The organism is Alicyclobacillus sp. SO9, from assembly GCF_016406125.1.
GTDB lineage: Bacteria > Bacillota > Bacilli > Alicyclobacillales > Alicyclobacillaceae > SO9.
Window position 1 is genome coordinate 2,587,860 of sequence record NZ_CP066339.1, and the last position, 18,320, is coordinate 2,606,179.

The 18,320-nt window shown below is 48.8% G+C and carries 19 protein-coding genes; 3 read left to right on the forward strand and 16 right to left on the reverse strand.

Annotated features, from left to right (window positions below; genetic code table 11):
- Positions 1–17: 17 nt before the first annotated feature.
- The 3 genes from GI364_RS11935 to GI364_RS11945 form a co-directional block, all read right to left on the reverse strand.
- Positions 18–368 (reverse strand): helix-turn-helix domain-containing protein, encoded by a 351-nt coding sequence (locus tag GI364_RS11935; protein WP_198853769.1) that lies wholly within the window; start codon positions 366–368, stop codon positions 18–20.
- A 223-nt stretch (positions 369–591) separates the two neighbouring features.
- Positions 592–1,767: an MFS transporter gene (locus GI364_RS11940; RefSeq protein ID WP_198853770.1), complete on the reverse strand. Its 1,176-nt coding sequence runs from the start codon at positions 1,765–1,767 to the stop codon at positions 592–594.
- Positions 1,768–1,925: 158 nt separating this feature from the next.
- On the reverse strand, positions 1,926–2,666 hold the full coding sequence (locus tag GI364_RS11945) for a ZIP family metal transporter (protein ID WP_198853771.1): 741 nt from the start codon (positions 2,664–2,666) through the stop codon (positions 1,926–1,928).
- Positions 2,667–2,952: 286 nt separating this feature from the next.
- Between GI364_RS11945 and GI364_RS11950 the strand changes: the two genes are divergently transcribed.
- Together GI364_RS11950 and GI364_RS11955 are read left to right on the forward strand one after the other, a co-directional pair.
- A complete protein-coding gene (locus GI364_RS11950) occupies positions 2,953–3,195 on the forward strand; it encodes a hypothetical protein (protein WP_198853772.1) in 243 nt (80 codons plus the stop codon).
- A 99-nt stretch (positions 3,196–3,294) separates the two neighbouring features.
- Entirely contained in the window at positions 3,295–5,028 is a 1,734-nt protein-coding gene (locus GI364_RS11955; RefSeq protein ID WP_198853773.1) for an ABC1 kinase family protein, read from the forward strand.
- Between the two features lie 75 nt (positions 5,029–5,103).
- On the opposite strand, the gene GI364_RS11960 is transcribed toward GI364_RS11955, so the two are convergent.
- From GI364_RS11960 to surE, 13 genes are all read right to left on the reverse strand, one after another.
- On the reverse strand, positions 5,104–6,834 hold the full coding sequence (locus GI364_RS11960; protein ID WP_233096117.1) for an RNA polymerase sigma factor: 1,731 nt from the start codon (positions 6,832–6,834) through the stop codon (positions 5,104–5,106).
- On the reverse strand, positions 6,812–7,381 hold the full coding sequence (locus tag GI364_RS11965) for a GNAT family N-acetyltransferase (RefSeq protein WP_198853775.1): 570 nt from the start codon (positions 7,379–7,381) through the stop codon (positions 6,812–6,814). The genes GI364_RS11960 and GI364_RS11965 overlap by 23 nt, the downstream gene beginning before the upstream one ends.
- Positions 7,375–8,646, reverse strand: a complete 1,272-nt coding sequence (locus GI364_RS11970; protein WP_198853776.1) for an alanyl-tRNA editing protein — start codon at positions 8,644–8,646, stop codon at positions 7,375–7,377. The genes GI364_RS11965 and GI364_RS11970 overlap by 7 nt, the downstream gene beginning before the upstream one ends.
- A 10-nt stretch (positions 8,647–8,656) precedes the next feature.
- A complete protein-coding gene (gene coaA, locus GI364_RS11975; protein ID WP_198853777.1) occupies positions 8,657–9,619 on the reverse strand; it encodes a type I pantothenate kinase in 963 nt (320 codons plus the stop codon).
- A gap of 126 nt (positions 9,620–9,745) precedes the next feature.
- Complete coding sequence (aroA, locus tag GI364_RS11980; RefSeq protein ID WP_198853778.1) at positions 9,746–11,095, reverse strand: 3-phosphoshikimate 1-carboxyvinyltransferase; 1,350 nt, start codon at positions 11,093–11,095, stop codon at positions 9,746–9,748.
- A 156-nt stretch (positions 11,096–11,251) separates the two neighbouring features.
- Complete coding sequence (locus GI364_RS11985) at positions 11,252–12,127, reverse strand: complex I NDUFA9 subunit family protein (RefSeq protein ID WP_198849541.1); 876 nt, start codon at positions 12,125–12,127, stop codon at positions 11,252–11,254.
- Between the two features lie 34 nt (positions 12,128–12,161).
- Positions 12,162–12,908: a DnaD domain-containing protein gene (locus tag GI364_RS11990; protein ID WP_198849542.1), complete on the reverse strand. Its 747-nt coding sequence runs from the start codon at positions 12,906–12,908 to the stop codon at positions 12,162–12,164.
- A 38-nt stretch (positions 12,909–12,946) separates the two neighbouring features.
- Positions 12,947–14,242, reverse strand: a complete 1,296-nt coding sequence (gene asnS, locus GI364_RS11995; RefSeq protein WP_198849543.1) for an asparagine--tRNA ligase — start codon at positions 14,240–14,242, stop codon at positions 12,947–12,949.
- Between the two features lie 162 nt (positions 14,243–14,404).
- On the reverse strand, positions 14,405–15,940 hold the full coding sequence (locus tag GI364_RS12000) for an AAA family ATPase (RefSeq protein ID WP_233095762.1): 1,536 nt from the start codon (positions 15,938–15,940) through the stop codon (positions 14,405–14,407).
- On the reverse strand, positions 15,937–16,458 hold the full coding sequence (locus GI364_RS12005; protein ID WP_198849544.1) for a hypothetical protein: 522 nt from the start codon (positions 16,456–16,458) through the stop codon (positions 15,937–15,939). Before GI364_RS12005 ends, GI364_RS12000 begins: the two co-directional genes overlap by 4 nt.
- Positions 16,459–16,542: 84 nt before the next feature.
- A complete protein-coding gene (locus tag GI364_RS12010; protein WP_198849545.1) occupies positions 16,543–17,052 on the reverse strand; it encodes a hypothetical protein in 510 nt (169 codons plus the stop codon).
- Positions 17,053–17,057: 5 nt separating this feature from the next.
- On the reverse strand, positions 17,058–17,228 hold the full coding sequence (locus tag GI364_RS12015) for a YpmA family protein (RefSeq protein WP_198849546.1): 171 nt from the start codon (positions 17,226–17,228) through the stop codon (positions 17,058–17,060).
- Positions 17,229–17,242: 14 nt separating this feature from the next.
- On the reverse strand, positions 17,243–18,013 hold the full coding sequence (gene surE, locus GI364_RS12020; protein ID WP_198849547.1) for a 5'/3'-nucleotidase SurE: 771 nt from the start codon (positions 18,011–18,013) through the stop codon (positions 17,243–17,245).
- 106 nt (positions 18,014–18,119) lie between these two features.
- Between surE and GI364_RS12025 the strand changes: the two genes are divergently transcribed.
- Entirely contained in the window at positions 18,120–18,305 is a 186-nt protein-coding gene (locus GI364_RS12025) for a hypothetical protein (protein WP_198849548.1), read from the forward strand.
- Positions 18,306–18,320 lie beyond the last annotated feature (15 nt).

Here is an 18,320-nt window from a genome sequence, read left to right on the forward strand (position 1 = left end):
GTGCGGCACCACGTGAGTCACAAGCGAGTTGGCGTCATCAAACCTTGAAAGCCGTATTGTTCATAGCGGCGTTTGTAACGATAGAACATGGAGCGAGAGATGCTGTGGTCACGACACACCTTGCTGACGTTCCCATAGCGTTCAGCAAGCTGGAGCAAGCTCATCCACTTGTACGCCTTGCGCTGCTCTTCTGATATATCGTCCGTCGCCTTGCAGGTGATACTTGGGGCTTTACTGTCCAAGTTGACAGTCACCAAATCCGTGCAATAAAAACACAACTCGACGTCAATCAGACCCCTCAAGGGGCAAAGCACTTGTCCGTCGTTAACATGGATTTTTCGCATCGGTGTGTGTATCGATTGCGGCACTTCAGTTTTCACTCCTTACGTTCTTTGTAACAGCACGTTCTTTGTATCAGCCTGTCACAATCCATGTAAATAGACATTGATTGGGGTCAATTTGGTGGAGGGAGTTTTAGCTGAGGCCATTTGCGGTCATTTGTGAACAAAAACACCGGGCTGACATGACCTGTCAGTCCGGTGTTTTTTGAGGGATTGTCGGTACCCTTCGCGGGCGGCATTTAACCAGATGTCAAGTCTCGTTGTTCAAAAGTTTGCGTGGAAAGGCAAAGGCAAACAACGCGGAAACGATGCCTGCGCCGGCAAGAATCCAGAAGACTGTATGAACATCGGCCTCGTTGACCCAAAAGCCTACAATGAAGACTAAAAGCGCTCCGATTCCATTGGCAAAACCCAAGGCGATACCGGAGCCCAAAGAACGGTTTTCTGGGAATATGTCTTGTCCTATCAGGACCGTTGTGGAGGCACTGAGAAACAGAAGAATACCGAGGAGACCAGCTAACAGCCAGACCAAGACACCTGCTGCATGGACTACAAGGGGTATGAAAAGGGCCGACCCAATCACTGAGATGAGCAAAATAGGCCGTCGCCCTGCCCCATCTGCGAAATGTCCGCCGCCTAAGTTCCCCAGAACGCCGATGACAAGCACTGATGTAATGATAGATGCTCCCGCAATTAATGACCCTCCCCGAAAATGCCATAACAGTGGAATGAAAGTTACTACACCGTAGGTCATGAAGGACCGTATCCCTGCGTATCCAATCAAAATTGTCAGAGGATAGAAGTGTTTGCGCCAATGTATCGCGGTCCCATGAGATGTTTTCGGTTCAAGACGCGGCGCAAGGCGAATGAGAAAGGGGACTGTAATCAGTGCTGGAACCGCAAACACCCACAGTCCAGGCAGCCCGAAATGGACGACGACAAAACTGCTGACTGTTGGCCATACCCCCCTTCCCAATTCCCCTCCAACAAGAAATATTGAAGTGTTGAATCCGTGTCGGTTCCGAACCAGGCTTCGTACTGCCGCCAGTGCCTGCGGGTGAAACAAGGCGTTTCCGAGCCCAATTAGGAACAGTAATCCAACAAAAATCCATACTTGCTGAGCCAGCCCCAGCAGTGCACCGCCTATCGAACTGCCCAGGAGTCCGATGACAATCAGCATACGGCCTCCAAGCCTGTCAGCAATGTACCCCATGACGGGCTGAACTGCCTGGCCAATCAAAAGTGCTCCCATGAGAGCGCCGGCCATTTGTGTGCGAAGATGGAGCGAAATGAGAACTGCCGGCAGGATTCCTGGCAGGTAGTTCGCGGATCCGTCATTAAGAAAATGCGACCACGATAATCCAAACAAACGTGCATTGATAGATGGTGGCTCATGTCGTAATGTGTCTTCAGGTGTTGATGTCACGGTTGCACCTCCAACTCTCCACATCGTATCACTTGGCGATGCGAGGAGCTAGGTGTAGCCTATCCAGGACGACGGCTGGCCATGAGTTTAGCTTCCTGTTTCAATTGACACGCCTTGTACGTCTGGGTGCCGGAGTGTATAACCGTACACAATCAGTGCTAGATGTGAAGCGAAGCAAGCCATACCATTAATAAGGCACCGATTGCACCTCCTAGACTGGCTTGGCGCTTGCCGAGACGAAGTGCCTCAGGAAGAACTTCGCGAAATACGACAAGCAGCATGGTTCCGCTCGCCAGCGCCAGTGAGATCGCAATAAAGTTTGTGGAGATGTGTACAAACCACAGTGAGAGAACTGTACCAATGGGTGTCACCGTACCAATCCAGACTGACAGCCAAAAAATCTTGCGAGGCTTTACGCCCGCCAGAAAGAGCGGAAAAGCGACGCTCATTCCTTCAGGAATGTTGTGGACTGCAATTGCGACCGCAATCAGAATACCCATGTTTGGATGAACGGCGTCTCCCGCCGCGATGGCGATACCTTCGGGTAAATCATGCAAGGCTATGGCTACAGCGACGAACCAACCCATTTCGAGAAAATTGGTTTGAACTGCAGTCATCTCCAGAGACGCAGTGGAATCAATTCTTTGAGCCAGCCAATTTCGCAACAGCAGCATTAAGACTATACCGCCAAAGGCGGTGCTGAAAAATAACCCCCTCCCTCCCATTTGAATGGCGGACGGCATCAATTCAATGAGAACAAGCGTAGTCATAATTCCTGCTGCGATACCCCAGAATACACCTTGAGCGCGCATGAGGGTTCGGTGGTATCGAATCACAAGCAGGGACCCCAGAGGCGTTGATAGTCCCGACAGCAAACTCATCCAGATAATGTTTCCCATGTGTTGTTCCCTACCATCCACGTGGAGTTAGAAGTAAGCCTTGTCCCAAGGCTGCTATTTTTGATGTCTATGATGTCGGATTCAAAGACATGTCTTTGTCATCTCTTACGGGAGTCCGGCAATCAGTTCAGTTTTATCTCGCACGGTTGCAAATCGCGTTGACACCCCGCATGTCAGGCAGTATTGTCAAAGAGAGACCGGTTGCCAGACCGCCTGTGTACCTTCACTGATACAGGGACAGGTTCATCGAGATTTGGCCCGAGTTTACAAAAAGAGGTGGCTGCAGATGTTTTTTCGTTGTCGAAGACGTTTTTCGCTATTGACTCTACTGCTGTTCATATTTGGACTTAAAACCGTCAAGGCGCAACGCCTCAGCGATGAAGAGCGTGAAGATTATCGTGTGAAGAGAAAGAGATTTCGGCAGAAAATTCGGGATGCGTTCGCAGTGTGGGACGACGATGACGAGGACGTGGCAGCAAGCCCATCAAAAGAAGACGCTGCAGCAAGTGATTCGCAATCGGAGCAGTGAGCAATCTGAGCGGTAATCGGCTTCGAATTTGATTTGTAAGGACACCCTCGTAATAGCTGTTTGATTGGCGATTATCTTGTAAGCTAAAGGAGCTTTGTTGTGCGGGGACAACTATTTCGTTCGCTGGCGATATTTCGCCTTGCATTTACATTTATGCTGGACTATTGGCGGGTACGCTGGATTGAACGGCGGTATCAAGGTGCCCGCAGGACTGAAGCGTTGGCACGGGTCTATGCGCGGGCAGGTTCGCGCATGCGCCGGGCCGCCTTAAGCTTACAAGGTCTAATTGTGAAGGTGGGTCAATTTCTCAGTGCACGCAGTGACGTGCTTCCTCTGGTTTTTACCAAGGAGTTAACGCAATTACAGGATGCTGTTCCCGGTGCCTCTTTTGCGTCGGTGCGGGCTGAGATTGAAAGTGAGTTAGGTGCTTCGCTTGACGCAGTCTTTCAGAGTTTTGATGAGTCTCCCATCGCGGCTGCTTCGCTGGGACAGGTTCACCGTGCCGTCTTGACGGACGGGGAAACCGTTGCTGTCAAAGTGTTGCGTCCGGATATTGAGCGACTGGCCAAAATAGATTTGTCTGCTCTCCGCAAAGTGACGGGACTGGCATACCGATTTACAAAATTCGGTAAGAGAATGAATTTGCCTGCTATTTACCGCGAATTCAACGCCATGGTAAAGCAGGAATTGGACTACAAAATGGAAGCTGAGAACCTGCGTCGATTTCGAAAGCAGTATGCCGACGAGTTGAACATTGTTGTGCCGAGTGTCTCTGATACACTTGTGACACGCAGAGTCCTTGTGATGGAATACTTGGCAGGGTATAAAATTACGGACTTGGATCAATATGAGCGATTGAATCATGACCCTTCCCTGATGGCTGGTACTTTGTTAAAAACATACCTTTCGCAGCTGCTCGTGGGCGGATTCATCCATGTGGATCCGCACCCAGGAAACTTGATGCTGCTTTCCGACGGCCGCCTTGGCGTGGTTGACTTCGGGATGATGAGTGAGATTCCTCGCAAAGATGTGGAGAATTTCGCCATGCTGGTCAGAGCCGCTATTCTTCGGGACTTCGATGCCGTTGTTGAGGCCATTGACAGTCTCGGATTTTTGCAGCCGCATGCAGACAAGGCCTTTTTACGAAAGGCTGTGGCTTTTATGGTCAATCGCATCAGCGGTCTGGAATTAAGAAAGGGTCCTGAACTAGACGAATTCATGGATGAATTTGAGCGGTTTATTCACGATGAACCGATTGTGATACAAGCCAAATATATGTTTTTGGGACGAGCACTGGGTATGCTGGCCGGGGTTATCAGTACCTTAAATCCAAACATCAATTGGGTAGAAGTTTTGCGGGAACGAGCACTCCCGCTACTGTCGGCAAGCCATGAGGACGAGGGAACAGAGGCCGCATGGAAACAAAATCTGCGGCGATTTGTCGAAGATGTCTTTGGCGAGTCTGCGGCGTCCGCTACAGGATTAGTGCTAAATCAAGTTCAGGCAACCGGGTTGTCGCTCCTGAGGACACCGGCTGCACTGGAACGGGTCTTACAAAAGGCAGACAGCGGACAGTTGACGGTGCGTTTGGAGCTTGAAGACGTTCTTGCACGACTGGATGAACAGGATGCTCTCATTCGCCGAAGCGCTTGGCTCATCTTTAGCGGAATTACAGGTGCCGTGGGCATCTGGCTGCGTTTTCATGCGCTCATAGCTCTTTCTGATACAGCTTTTATCGTCGCGTTTCTGGCCCTCGTTACTTCTCTCTTTCGCAGACGTAAACAATCGGGCCGGCGACGTGCGGGTCCTCCTCATCGGAGGCGGCGGTCCTAGGCAGCGGATAGCAGTAGAGAACGAGATCCACTTCTTGTGACTTCCCTTAAACCTTTTGACGGCCTTCTGATTAACCTATTTAGCCCCGCCGGGCAAGGATTGCTCTTTGCGAATGAGTTGCTTGGCGATTGGTTTTAAATCAACCTTTGATTGTTGCAGAGAGCTTTGGGTTCTTTGCAGGGTGATTTGAAAGGATACCCCTGTCTGCTTACTTTTCCAAAAGAGCATCTGATTCTGTACATACACCTTTTGCCCAGCAATGATTGCAGCCTTTTCATTCGGACTAGGATGAGGAGCCTGAGCCATTGGGTTGCCAAGTGCGTTTGTTACATTTCCTTTTGACTCCGAAATGTTGACTGTATACATTTGATTGCTGGACCTGTAAGTGACATTAAAAGACCCGTACTTTTGGTTCTTATGAGTAGCAATCACGCCGTTAAACTGCGTGGTACCGGTTGCATTCAGATGCGGCATCTGTTGTGGGAGCACAGGGGTAAAGTTCAGTCTCGTTCTGAGTTCTTGCAAGGAATGCAAGTTGTCAAAGGTGTACCCCACGGGCTGTGTAAGGACTTTTGGATGCACAATCATAGAGCGCACAACGTCTATTATTTCTTGTTTCCTTTGCGAGTTCTTCAGTGCGAGCTGCTGCTTTGTAGCGGTATGATTCGGACTTTGGCTTTCCTGATTGATGAGGGTGTAGTAGGTCCCATGAACGTGGAACTGAGCCGTTGCAAAGTTGGTTTGCTGATTCAAATTCAGTTGCACCTTGACGCTGTTTATCGTCATCCTGTCAGAGTGACTGTTTGGGTTGCTGTCAGAAGAAAATTGTATTTGATTAGAGTTTTGACTTTCAATAATTTCGAGCGTACTCGGCGGCCGCTTTGTACCGGTCCAATAAAATGCGGTGTAGCTTTTTTCATTGCTAAGATCAGGACGGTTTCCTGCTTGAAGAGTGGTTTCAAGCAAATGGTATCCCTTTGGAAGTACGGTTGGCAAACGCGGAACAAAACCTACTCCCTTTACATACTGACGGCGCAGTACTGTGGTTTTGGCCGAGGGGTTGACCGGTCTGAGCAGGTAGACCCAGGGTTTGTAGGCCCAAGCTGCGAAGCCGGCGACCGCGATGAGCGCAACTGCCGATGAACTGGTCACTAACAGTTTCCGTCGCGTTCTCGACTGCTGCCACTTTCGATACATGACCGTAATGGCATCAGGATTAGGGGCTTGTGTCAGCGTCTTAAACAAGAGTGAATTTCGAATATGCGGAGGAAGCAGGGATTCGTATAAGCTGTCTGGGTCAGAATCCAGTTTACGTAATAATTGTTTTGTATACTCGTTGTTCAGTTCGTCTTGGAGGGCTGCACATGCATGCATCAGTCTGTCTTCAACTTTGATTGAAGTATATTTGACAATTTGGCTGGTTTGTCTGCTGTCAAGTCCTAATACTTCTCGTAAAACGAACACTTCCCGTTCCTTTTCCGGTAAGGCCAAAACGGAAGCAATCCATTTTAAGGCCTCAGCAGAGGTGTTGGTTTCAGTATTAAGGGAAGTCAAAACTCCTTGTTCAGAGTCTTTTCTGTGTTTTCTCTTGACGCTGGCGCGAGCCGTTGAGAGGACGAGTACGTGCGGGTGGAGACGGGACGTTCGTTTCAATGTAGACATTTTTGCGGATTCAATGATGACCTGTGACACGATTTCTTCTACTTCTGTCGACAGTGTTAGGTAGACGAGGTAGGTGTAAATCATCTCTCTATAATCCGCATACCATTCCCTTACGGTTAACTCATTTATCTTTCTCTTTGACACCATCCGTCCCCCTTTGGTCTTTACACATAATCACATATGGTTCCTGATTGGCCGCAAAAATTAAGCCATCATGAAGGTATATCCAGCCAAAACGCTCGTACAACCTGCGCGCTCCCGTATTGGTCACTTGAGTCGAAAGCAGAATGTGACGTCGGGATTGATGGCTCAAGAGATATTGAATAATCCGAGTACCTACCCCACAGTCGCGGTACCGTTTCAAGACCGAAAGCTCAACCAAGACCCATGCATCTTCAAGCTGGGGGTGGTTGGTGCCTACCGCGCGCTGAACGTGATCGAACCACCAGTTCCCTTCAAAGGCATCCGCGCCGAATCCCATGGCAACCACTTTGCCCGTTTCAGTTGTGGCAACAACGCCGACGAAACCAGGATATCTGGCGTACTGGGAAATAAAGTTGTACGCGACATACCATGGATGTCCCCATGTCTTACAGTAGACACGGGTTGCGAACGAAAGCAGAGGCGAATTTCTGTCGAATTCGTGCAGAGTAATTTGTGGTTTGTCTGAGCTTCGTTTCCAGTTTAACATTGGGACAACACCGTTTCGAACTTTGTGGTGACCTCATCTACTTGAGCTCTCGGAAGATTCTGGATTGACCCTTGCGCAGATGCTTGGTTTCCGCCTCCTTTGCCGCGGTAATCCTCCAGTACTCGGTCTAGTACCACATTGCAGTTGACAGTTGAGTTCGGTGAACTGACGACGGCTAGAGACAGTTTCTGCCCGTCGTACGCAATGACGCCTACAGCGTGTCCTGAAGGATTTTCAGAGACATCGGCATGCTGCAGTGTCGTAAGGGCCGCCAAAGCAATCCCTTTAGCATCTCCGGGCCCATAGGGACCGTCCACGTGATATACAGAATAGACGAGTCCTGAAGGGCATGAGGTTGCATTTCCTGCTGCTTCTCTACCAAGGTGTTGCGCGGCTTCTCTTCTGAAAAATTTTTCATTTTTCTTGGTAGTTTTCAGCTCTTGTTGGAGTGATTTGAGTGTGCCGTGAAGATCGTCAAACCCGGCTGACAGAGCATTTCCTAAACTCGACAGAATTCGGTGTTCCTGTTGATAGCGTTGAAAAGCGCTGTATCCACACGAAAAATGAACCCGCAGTCCCTTTCTCATGCGTTCTGTTTTTAGTATCTTTAACAGGCCTACTTCTGCCGTGCTCTTCACATGGGTCCCGCCGCAGGCGTTATTGTCAAAGTCACCGATGGAGACAATCCGAATGTCAGTGGAGACTTTGGGAGGCTTTCGCAATTGAAACAGACTTAGTTCATTGTTTTCGATGAAACGCGCAACTACCGGCAGGTTATTCATGATGATTTCGTTGGCTTTGTTTTCAATTATGTCAATATCAGTGGTATCTATGCTTGAATTATCGATATCAATTGTGACGTCGTCTGACCCTAAATGAAAACCAATGGTCTGTGCTTCAAGTATCTGTTCGAAACACGCAGAAAGGATATGCTGACCAGTATGGTGTTGCATATGATAGAATCTTCTCTCCCATTCAATCTCACCTGAGACAGTCTGCCCAAGCTTGAGGGGAGGGTCCGTAAGTTGTGTGTCCCATGACAGTCGATGAATCACTTGTCCGTTGTCATTCACGTATACATCTGACACCGGGATTCCATTTATGTACCCGTTGTCATGGGGTTGCCCTCCGGAGGTTGGATAAAAGGCGGTCTTATCCAACTCTACTTCAAGGCGAGAATCCGACGTTGCAAGTCCTTCAATTGTGGCTTCAAAGCTCATTAAATATGACTTATCGTAGTATAATCGCTGTGATTGAATTGTCATCGTTGGACCCTCACAGTTTCCGTAAATTCACCTGTTGCACAGAGTGATCTCTGCCCTTTTCGAGGATAAGGTGTGCGCGAAACTTTGTTGGCTCAATGTTTTCCCGGAGATTAGGCTGGTTAATCTCCTCCCAGATTTGCTGAGCGACTTCCTCCGCTTTGTCTTTAGCCAGACTTGCGTACTGATGAAAGTATGAGTTCTTATCGCGAAAAGCAGTCTCTCTCAGCGTTAAAAAGCGTTCTTTGTACCATTGTTGAATATCCGCTTCGTTCGCATCTACGTAAATGGAAAAATCAAAGAAATCCGATACGAACATTCTGGGTACGCTCAAAGCGCCAAAGTCGCCAGACGTCTGTAACACAGTTAATCCTTCGACAATCACAATATCAGGTTGACGAATGGTTTGTACTTCCCCCGAAACAATGTCATATGTAAGATGCGAGTACACAGGTGCGTAAACTTCCGGTTTTCCCGACTTCACATCTGCTAGGAATCGGATGAGACGGCGGCGGTCATAACTCTCCGGAAACCCCTTGCGCTTCATTAGGCCGCGCTCTTTTAGAACACGATTGGGATACAAAAATCCGTCAGTTGCAATGAGATCGACCGTCGGATGATTGGGCCACCTTGCGAGCAGCGCTTGAATAATACGGGCAGTTGTACTTTTCCCCACTGCTACGCTCCCGGCGATGCCAATAATATAGGGAACCTGTCGAGTGTGGTTCCCATGAAATGCGCTGGTAACACGGTAGAGTTCCTGTTTTTTAGCTACATACAAATTTAGAAGGCGTGATAGCGGCAAATAGGCTTCAGACACTTCCCTCAGGGACACCTGCTCATTAACGCCTCTCAAGACTTCAAGTTCCTCTTCTGACATGGGCAGCGGAGTTGTTGCCCGTAATCCGCTCCACTGTTCACGAGAAAAACGGATATATGGTGAGTACGAAATTTCACTTGTGAATGAGGTCTCCATGGTATTTGCTCTTTTCTCCACTATTCTAAACACGGTCAACTAACAAATGATAAGATATCACTTACACTGAGAATATCTTGAAACGGTTGTTCCGTCAAACACCGAGACACTTTGGCGCAATTGACCTTACTTCTCTGTAACGCGAATCCCGATTTCTCTAAGCAAATCAAAATAGGTAGGGCACGTTTTGGAGACACAGCCTGGATCGAGCACCTCAATTCCTTCTGTTCGCAGGCCGACAAGCGCAAAAGACATGGCGACACGGTGGTCATCATAAGACGGAAGTCTTGCTGCCTGGGGTCTGCCTGGGTGAACTGTAAACCCGTCCTGGTGCTCTTCACACTGAACGCCGAGCCGGCGCAGGTTCGCAACGGCCGCTTGTACACGGTCAGATTCGTGCTTTCGAATATGCTCCACCTCACGCACTTCAATTATTCCGTCGGCAAACGGTGCAATTGCGGCCAGCGTGAGGGCTTGGTCGGAGAATTCTCGAAAACTGACACTGAAGCCGCCTCTTAGTTGTGCTGGACCTTCCACAGTGATGGAATGCTCGCCGTAACGGACTCTACACCCCATTTTTTCGAGTACTCCAACAAACTTGACATCGGGTTGGTGCGTGTTCGGATTCAAGTTGGTGACCGTCACAGTCCCGCCCGTTAAAGCTGCAACAGCAAAAAAGTAACTCGCAGTAGAGGCGTCAGCTTCAAGGGCTAGCGACTGAGCTTGGTACTGCGCCGGTAGGATAGTGAACGTGGTCAGGTTGTCATCATGATGTACTTCTGCCCCGAACTGCTGCATAAGGTCAAGTGTAATATGAATATAGGCATGTTGTACGATTGGGTCTGTGACATGAATTGTTACCTGGTTCTTAGCATACGGACTTGCCAGGAGCAATCCGCTGAGAAACTGGCTGGAGATGCTTCCGGAAATCGATACGTCCCCGCCCTGAAGACCGCGTGCCTCGACTGTGATGGGTAAATATCCAGGTTTGTTGGTTGTCTTGATTTCTGCCCCAATTGCATTCAGAGCGTCGAGCAACGGTCCAAGAGGACGTTTCGTCATACTGCGGCTGGCATCAATTGTCCACTGGCCCGTTTCGGCTGCGGCAAGGGCACCTGGCAGAAATCGAGCTGTAGTACCCGATGCACCAATATAGAGTTTCCCGGATTGGTGCGGCCATTGTCCGCCGCTGCCCTCAATGCGTACAGAGTTGCCCTTCACTTCAATTCTAATGCCCAGCTTCTTCAGACTGTCAATGCACCAATAGGAATCGTCACTTTTGAGGATCCCTTGCAGATTTGAGGTTCCTGCAGCGAGCGCCGCAAGAATAAGGGCGCGGTTTGTAAAACTCTTGCTCCCGGGAACTTGTAATTCGGTTTCTATTGGGGTATCTAGAGGGTGTATTTCAATGGAAGTCAGATTGTGAAGATTTGACCAAGGTGATCGCGCTTTCAAATCTGGAGTATGTTCAGACATATGGAACCTCCTGTCATTCTACAGCAATTCTGATTATTGTGCTTCGGACGAATCCTTGTCAGTGCGCGGGCTCCCTTGCGCACCCGTGTGGGGCTCCGAGTGTGGTTCTGCGTGGCTGAAACGCTGTCTGTGTGTCACTCGCGAAGTGATTCATGACTACAATGCGAATGGTTTTGGCGCTATCTGAAGCTCTTCGACGGCTCTCTGACTGTCGTCGCATACATTGCCTTCAAGCAGCATTGTGAGTTGGTCTTTGGTGAGAGGAAACCAAGGAAATCGTCCAAACGCATTCACCAACGCCTTCATCATCCACACAGGAATACGAACTGCCCGAAGCGATTTATTTTGTCGACTGGCAATAAGCTCGAGAATTTTTCGGTAAGAGACGGTGTCGTGTCCGCCCAACTCGTAGGTTTTACCAATGGCTTCCGGTCTGTCTAGGGCATTTACAAAAGCAGCAGCCACCGTTTCAACGGAAATTGGCTGCAAGAGAAAATGACCGTCTCCGATGACAGGCGTCACTGGAGCAGAGCGGACCAAGTCTGTGAGTTGACCTAAAAACTCAGGCCCTGGTCCCCCTTTCCCATAAACGACAGATGGACGAAAAATGGTGTATTGAAGTCCCGAAGTTCGAACAATACCTTCTGCCTCCCACTTGCTCTTATGGTAGGCTGACACAGCGTTCAAACGGGCTCCCAAAGCGCTCATATGCAGTATACGCGGCACGTTTGAGGCCGTCGCCGCTTCAACGATTCGCTTTGTTCCTTCCACATGTATCCGTTGCATGGTGATTCCTTGTCGCTTTCTCTCTCGTATGATGCCAACGAGATGCACAACTGCGTCTGCCCCGGCAAGTCCTCGTGTCAGCGTTTGCGATGAGAACAGGTCACCGTGAACAATCTTGACATCATATGGGGTAGGCCGGGTGGTACCGGGACGCTGAAGCAGAGTTACCTGGTGACCATCATGCAACAGAGAGTCAACAATTCTGTTTCCAACGTATCCAGTTCCACCAGTCACGAAGACATTCATTCGGCTGCCCCCTTTTTATTCATAAACAAAAGTGTTATGAGTCGGGAAAAAGCTTGTAAAAGTTTGAATAACGTCCATCTTGGTTGGCCTGATTGACTTTCGCAGCATTGCGACGCGGTTGAGTCGCTGCAGTCTGTTTTTGCGACTGCGACCGTTCTCTCATACCGCGGCGATACTGTTCTAAATCCGGTTTTGATAAAATGCGGTGCCGCTGCCAGTCGAGCAAGACCCTGTCAATGTACTTGATACTGAACTTATTGGCGTATATGGCCTCGCGCAGTGCTTCTACAATCAGCCACTCCGCATACCCGTCCTGTTCTAACCAGACTCGAATTTGCTCGCATTCGAGACTCGAGAGCGGGCGCCCCAACTCCTGTTCAAATACATTCACCAGATTGATTTCCCACGTGCGGTCTTCGCTTTTTGGCGCACTGCTCTGTTTTCCTCTAATCCGTTGCCAGAGAGGAGTGAAATCATAGTAGTGTGACTCTGTTCCGTTGTCGTTGAGACGGACGCCGATTGATAGAAAATCACGCTGGACCAAGCGTTCTACGATGTTATGGACCGCAAGGGCATCGAGTCCTGCTCTCATTGCCAATTGCTGCGGTTCCAGAAATTCTGATTGTTCTACCTGAACAGCACCGAGAATCTGCATGAGGATGAGAAACTCCTCTGGTCTTAACTGCAATTTACTATAGTCCAACAACCACTGATACGGAATGTGCACAAACGGTGTGGAGAGAAAATCGGCGTTCGCATCCTGCCTGGCTGCCGGTTTCATTGGTTCATCTCCTATGTTCAGGTTCTAGCGTTCTGGTTCTACGGATACAAGCGATAGAGAAGGCGTGGAAAGGGGATTGCTTCACGTACATGCTCAATGCCGCAAATCCACGCGATGGTGCGCTCCAATCCGAGTCCAAACCCTGAGTGAGGTACACTTCCAAATTTCCGCAAATCCAGGTACCACTGGTATGTGTCCGCAGGCAAATTATGTTCTTCAAACCGCTGCTTTAGCAAAGAGTAGTCGTGAATACGTTGGCTTCCGCCAATGATTTCACCGTATCCTTCGGGAGCAAGCAGATCTGCGCACAAAACGACTTCCGGCCGGTTTTCATCTGGCTGCATATAAAATGCCTTTAGTTTCGTAGGGTACTTTTCTACAAACAAAGGCTTGTCGTATGCGTCTGCCAAAGCTGTCTCGTGGGGGGCACCAAAGTCATCTCCCCACTCAATGTCATGACCGTGGTCTTTAAGCCATGTGACTGCATCATCGTAACTGATACGTGGAAATGGCGCTTGAATTTTCTCAAGCTTGCTGATGTCACGCCCTAAGGTCTTCAATTCATCGCTGCAGTGCCCAATCACGTGTGAAACAATGTGTGCTACAAACTGTTCCTGAACCTGAAGGTTTGTTTCGTGATTGCAATAGGCCATCTCTGGTTCCACCATCCAAAATTCAATCAGGTGGCGGCGAGTCTTGGACTTCTCAGCCCGAAATGCGGGACCCATTGAGTAAACCTTGCCTAACGACATACACGCCGCTTCGACGTACATTTGTCCACTCTGTGTAAGGTACGCGTCCTCGTCAAAGTACTCCGTATGAAACAGTTCAGTTGTATCTTCACAAGACGAGGGTGTCAGTACTGGCGGGTCCACACGTGTAAATTCGTTCTCAGCCAGGAAATCCATCATGGCTCGTTCAACTTCCGAACGAATTTTCAGAACAGCCCGCTGACGGGGTGTGCGGATCCAGAGGTGACGATGGTCCAGTAGAAAATCGACACCGTGTTCCTTGAGGGTGATTGGATACTCTTCTGACGGGGATACTGGTTGAATATTACGAACGGAAATTTCGTATCCTCCTTGCGCCCTGTCGTCTTTACGGACGTCTCCTGTAATGATGACGGAAGCTTCCTGTGTCAGTCCTGCTCCTCTTTCAAAGACCTCTTCGCCAACTTCACTCCGCACACAGACGCACTGAATGATGCCAGTGCCGTCGCGAAGTTGTAAAAATTGAATTTTACCGCTGGAACGCTTGTTATAGAGCCATCCTTGAAGTGTAACTGCCTGTCCTTCGTATTCACCTACGTGTTTAATTGTTGTCGTTATCGCCAATGAACGTCCCTCCGCTACAATCAGTTCATTCGGATTATATCAAATAGAAATTAGTCGAGCCAATTGGATAATAGACAAAAAACTGCACAGGCATTCCCTACGGTCCTGTACAGTTCTCTCCCTGTGCTGATTTAGCTCTCTCTTTCATTCTTCTATCGGATTTTACAATCCGACTTCTGTCCCTAACTCGCCCAGCGGCAAAGCCTTTGCCGACGCAATCTGATGTTGATTTAAAACCCCCTGAAGCCATTGCCGAAACTCAGCTCCGCCGATAGACTCTTCATCAACGATATGCTGTGCAAAGTCAGCGATGTCCTTCTTAAATGGTTTTAAGGTTTCTTGTGTATTCGTTTCCTGCTTTGACAATATATGACGCACTTCCGTGTCTAAGACTGATTCAGGCAGGTGCTCTTCATCCACAATACCAATACGTGAGAGTCCGCACTTCACCATTGTTCTTGCAAGTCCTGATGCTTGGACAAAGTCATTTTGCGCTCCAGTGCTTCTGTTTCCATAGTGAAGTTCCTCAGCTAGGCAACCTGCAAGAGCCACATTGATTTGTTCCTCAAGTTGCTCCGGAGTGTGCAAGTACCTGTCGTCTTCTGGAATTTGGCGTACGAATCCGAGGGCATTCCCTCTGGGAGCAATCGTAATATGTGACACAGTTTTCGGACGCATTACTTCACTGATAATCGCATGTCCTAACTCGTGCACTGCTACCCGTTGTAATTCCTCAGGTGTTGGTTTTCTACCTGTTTTTTCTCCCATTAGTACCTTATCAACAGCGTCGCGAAACATTTCCTGAGTGACTTCTGTCTTTTCTTGCCGTAACGCAATAATCGCTGCTTCGTTAACGAGCGATTCGAGTTGTGCGCCGGAAAATCCGAAGGTTTCTCGAGCAATGTGTTCCAAATTTACGTCTTTGGCCAGCGGCTTGCCTTTTACTTGAATTTGTAAAATATGCAATCGGCCTTCCTTGTCGGGCAGATCCACTTTAATCTGCCGGTCAAAGCGACCTGGACGCAACAGTGCCGTGTCCAGCATATCCGGACGGTTTGTCGCTGCCACGACGAGAACTAACGGAGACTGCGTCGTAGACATTCCATCCATTTCGGTCAGCAACTGGTTTAACGTCTGATCGTACTCCTGGTGGCTGTGTTGTCCACGTCTTGCACCAAGTACATCAATTTCATCAATGAAAATAATCGCGCTGTCCTTGCTTTCCTTTTTTGCAGTCGTACGAGCTCTCCGAAACATATCGCGAATCCTCTGTGCACCGACGCCAACGTACATTTCGACGAATTCACTGCCTGATGCCGACATGAACACAGAGTCTGTGTACGTGGCTGCCGCCTTCGCCATGAGCGTCTTTCCCGTACCGGGAGGCCCCGTTAACAGAATTCCCTTGAGCGGACGAATCCCAAGGGACTTAATTTTTTCACGATGACGGAGAAAATCGAGGGCTTCCTGTAATTCACGCTTTGCATGTTCTTGTCCGCCGATTTCCGCAAACGTGATGTTGTGTTTTACTGGTGCCTCTTTGGTTGCCGCCGGAGCTGTACTCCTGCGTTGCAGAAGCACCCATAAGGCAACCCCCATTCCGACCAAGAACAACAGCGGCATCAGCTGAATAACGTGGATATATCCCAGGAACAGCGCGAAGGCAATGCCTACACCAATCAGCAGTTCTTTGATCAAGAGACCCCATCTCCTCCCCACAACTTATAGGGCACGACCTTATATAAATAGTGGCTTCCTTTGGTCATTTGCACGAACACGTCTTGTGCATCCATTGTGACTTTGGTCTGAATCCCGTGGCTTGCGGCAGTTTTTGTGACCTGTGCAATCATTTCTGTGTAGTTTCCCTTTGCAATGCCTTCGCTGAGCACTGGAAATATGTTTTCGTATTCCTTTTGCAATGCTGGGGACGCGTTGTCAGAAATGTGAATTTTCACCGAACTATTCAATTCATTGCTCGCCTTTTTGGAAATCTCCTTGTAAGTGGACTGCAAATCACTAACTTTGTTTAACTTGATGTCCACGCTAGTGGGACTTCCTGTTACAATCTGCACCGATTTAACACCTGAGACCTTTTGCAAGTCTGTCTGAACTGGACTGACTACGTTGTAATGCTGATAGAACTGAAAGCCTCCAAACAATATAGCTAGAGCAACAATGGCGACTAATATAATTGGAACGACACGAATGCGAGACAATCATCCCGCCTCCCTGATTTACGTATATATTTAATGGGTGTATGTCTATCTCCACTTCACATCAATTATACCATGATATAGGCATTATGTTGACAACACATATTTCCATAGTTGCTTTCCAGTCTCGCCATTTAAATAGAGATACAAACGTTTTCCGGTGTCAGAAGTGCCGTAGATTTCCCAAACTACTTGGCTGGACGCGGTGACTGCTGAATGATGTTGTCCGTTCAAGTAGCCGAGATGCATGCTGATGGGGTGCACACCTGCTTTGGCTGCAATCGCTTTAACCTGTGCCTGTTTGAGAACACTTTTGGTCCGAACTGCATGAACCTTCCAAGGCGGTCCAGATACGAACGCGTACCATTGTGTACCAAACGCGTCAGTACCCGAGAAGACCTCTTCTTGCACCGTATCGGTAAAAACAGAATGGCTCGTGATATGTAACACAGGTGATTCATTCAGCGCGATTTGAGCGGCTTGTCGCTGATACTTCCATTCCGTATTGAGGTTGTTGTACAGGGCCATAAAGATGGCTCCAGCGCTTAGAACGACGATGGCAGCAATTGTAATAAGCCAGGCTTTCCACTTAGCCAAAGGCATCATGCCTTATAAAGGGTAACAATAGCTTTATCCGATTGTTCGGGATGAAGTGATAAGCCAAACACAATACCCTTTTCTTTCAAGTTCCGATTGAGAAAATCAACCAGTTGATACAAGTCATCCGTCTTGGTGCACTCCTGAGTGCCTAAAACCATTAATTTATCTTCCATAAAGGGAACTCCACCTACTTCAACACTGAACTGATTTTTAATTTCAGACTATCAAGAAATTCTGTGTTTGTAAATCGATATCGTAACGGGCTGACGCTGATGTCGCCTGCGCGCACGCAAGCTGTGTCCGTATCGCTTGCCTCCACTTCCGTCAGCGCTTCGCCTCCATACCTGTATCCGATTCGACCAGCGTCATCTGTCACCGGAATAAATTCATCTTGAAAGCTGCGGGCCCCCAGTTGGGTGGCGCGCCAGACATTCCCCGCTGGCATCTCGGCAGGAAAGTTCACGCTTAAGAAAGTATCTGCTGGAAGTGATATACGAAGCAGTTCGTTGGCGATGTTTCGAAATGACTTGGCTGCAGAATCAAAGTCGAACTGACTGGCGCCTCCGAGTGAGAGTGCAATGGCTGGGATTCCTTGCAGTGAAGCTTCCCCTGCTGCGGCCACTGTCCCGCTGTAGAGCACGTCTGTGGCGAGGTTGTAGCCTGCATTAATGCCGGAGAGCATGACGTCAAATGAAACGGACTGCTGGGAGTAATGGTAGATCCCCCATTTGACGCAGTCGACAGGGGTTCCGGTGACAGAGAAGGCCTCCACTCCTGATACAGGAAAATCGACAGTATCTACGTATAGTGTGTGATGAAGACTCATTCCATGGCTTGATGCACTGCGCTGACGGTCAGGGGCTACAACATAGACATCCCCAAGTTCCTGCGCAACTTTTGCCAGTGCAACAATTCCTGGAGCAGAGATTCCATCATCATTGCTGATAAGGATACGCATTAAGACATCTCCCCTCCGTTTCCAAGATTGTACCCACATGGGTTGCTCATTTGAGTGAATACTACCCGTACACCTCAAGTCATTCATTTTCTTTGGAGGTGACACAATGTGTTGCAGTCACTCCTTGACGCCATTCTCTGAGGACGCGTCGGAGAAAAACCGCCATTTCAGTGACAATTTCGGTTCCGACGAACGAGAAGCGGAGTACAGGTTGTGGGCACGCGTGTTTGCGGCTGAAACTCCTTCTGTCTTCCATGGAATGGAGTACAGAAATACATTGATTGACGGGTAGCCAACGAAAAACTTG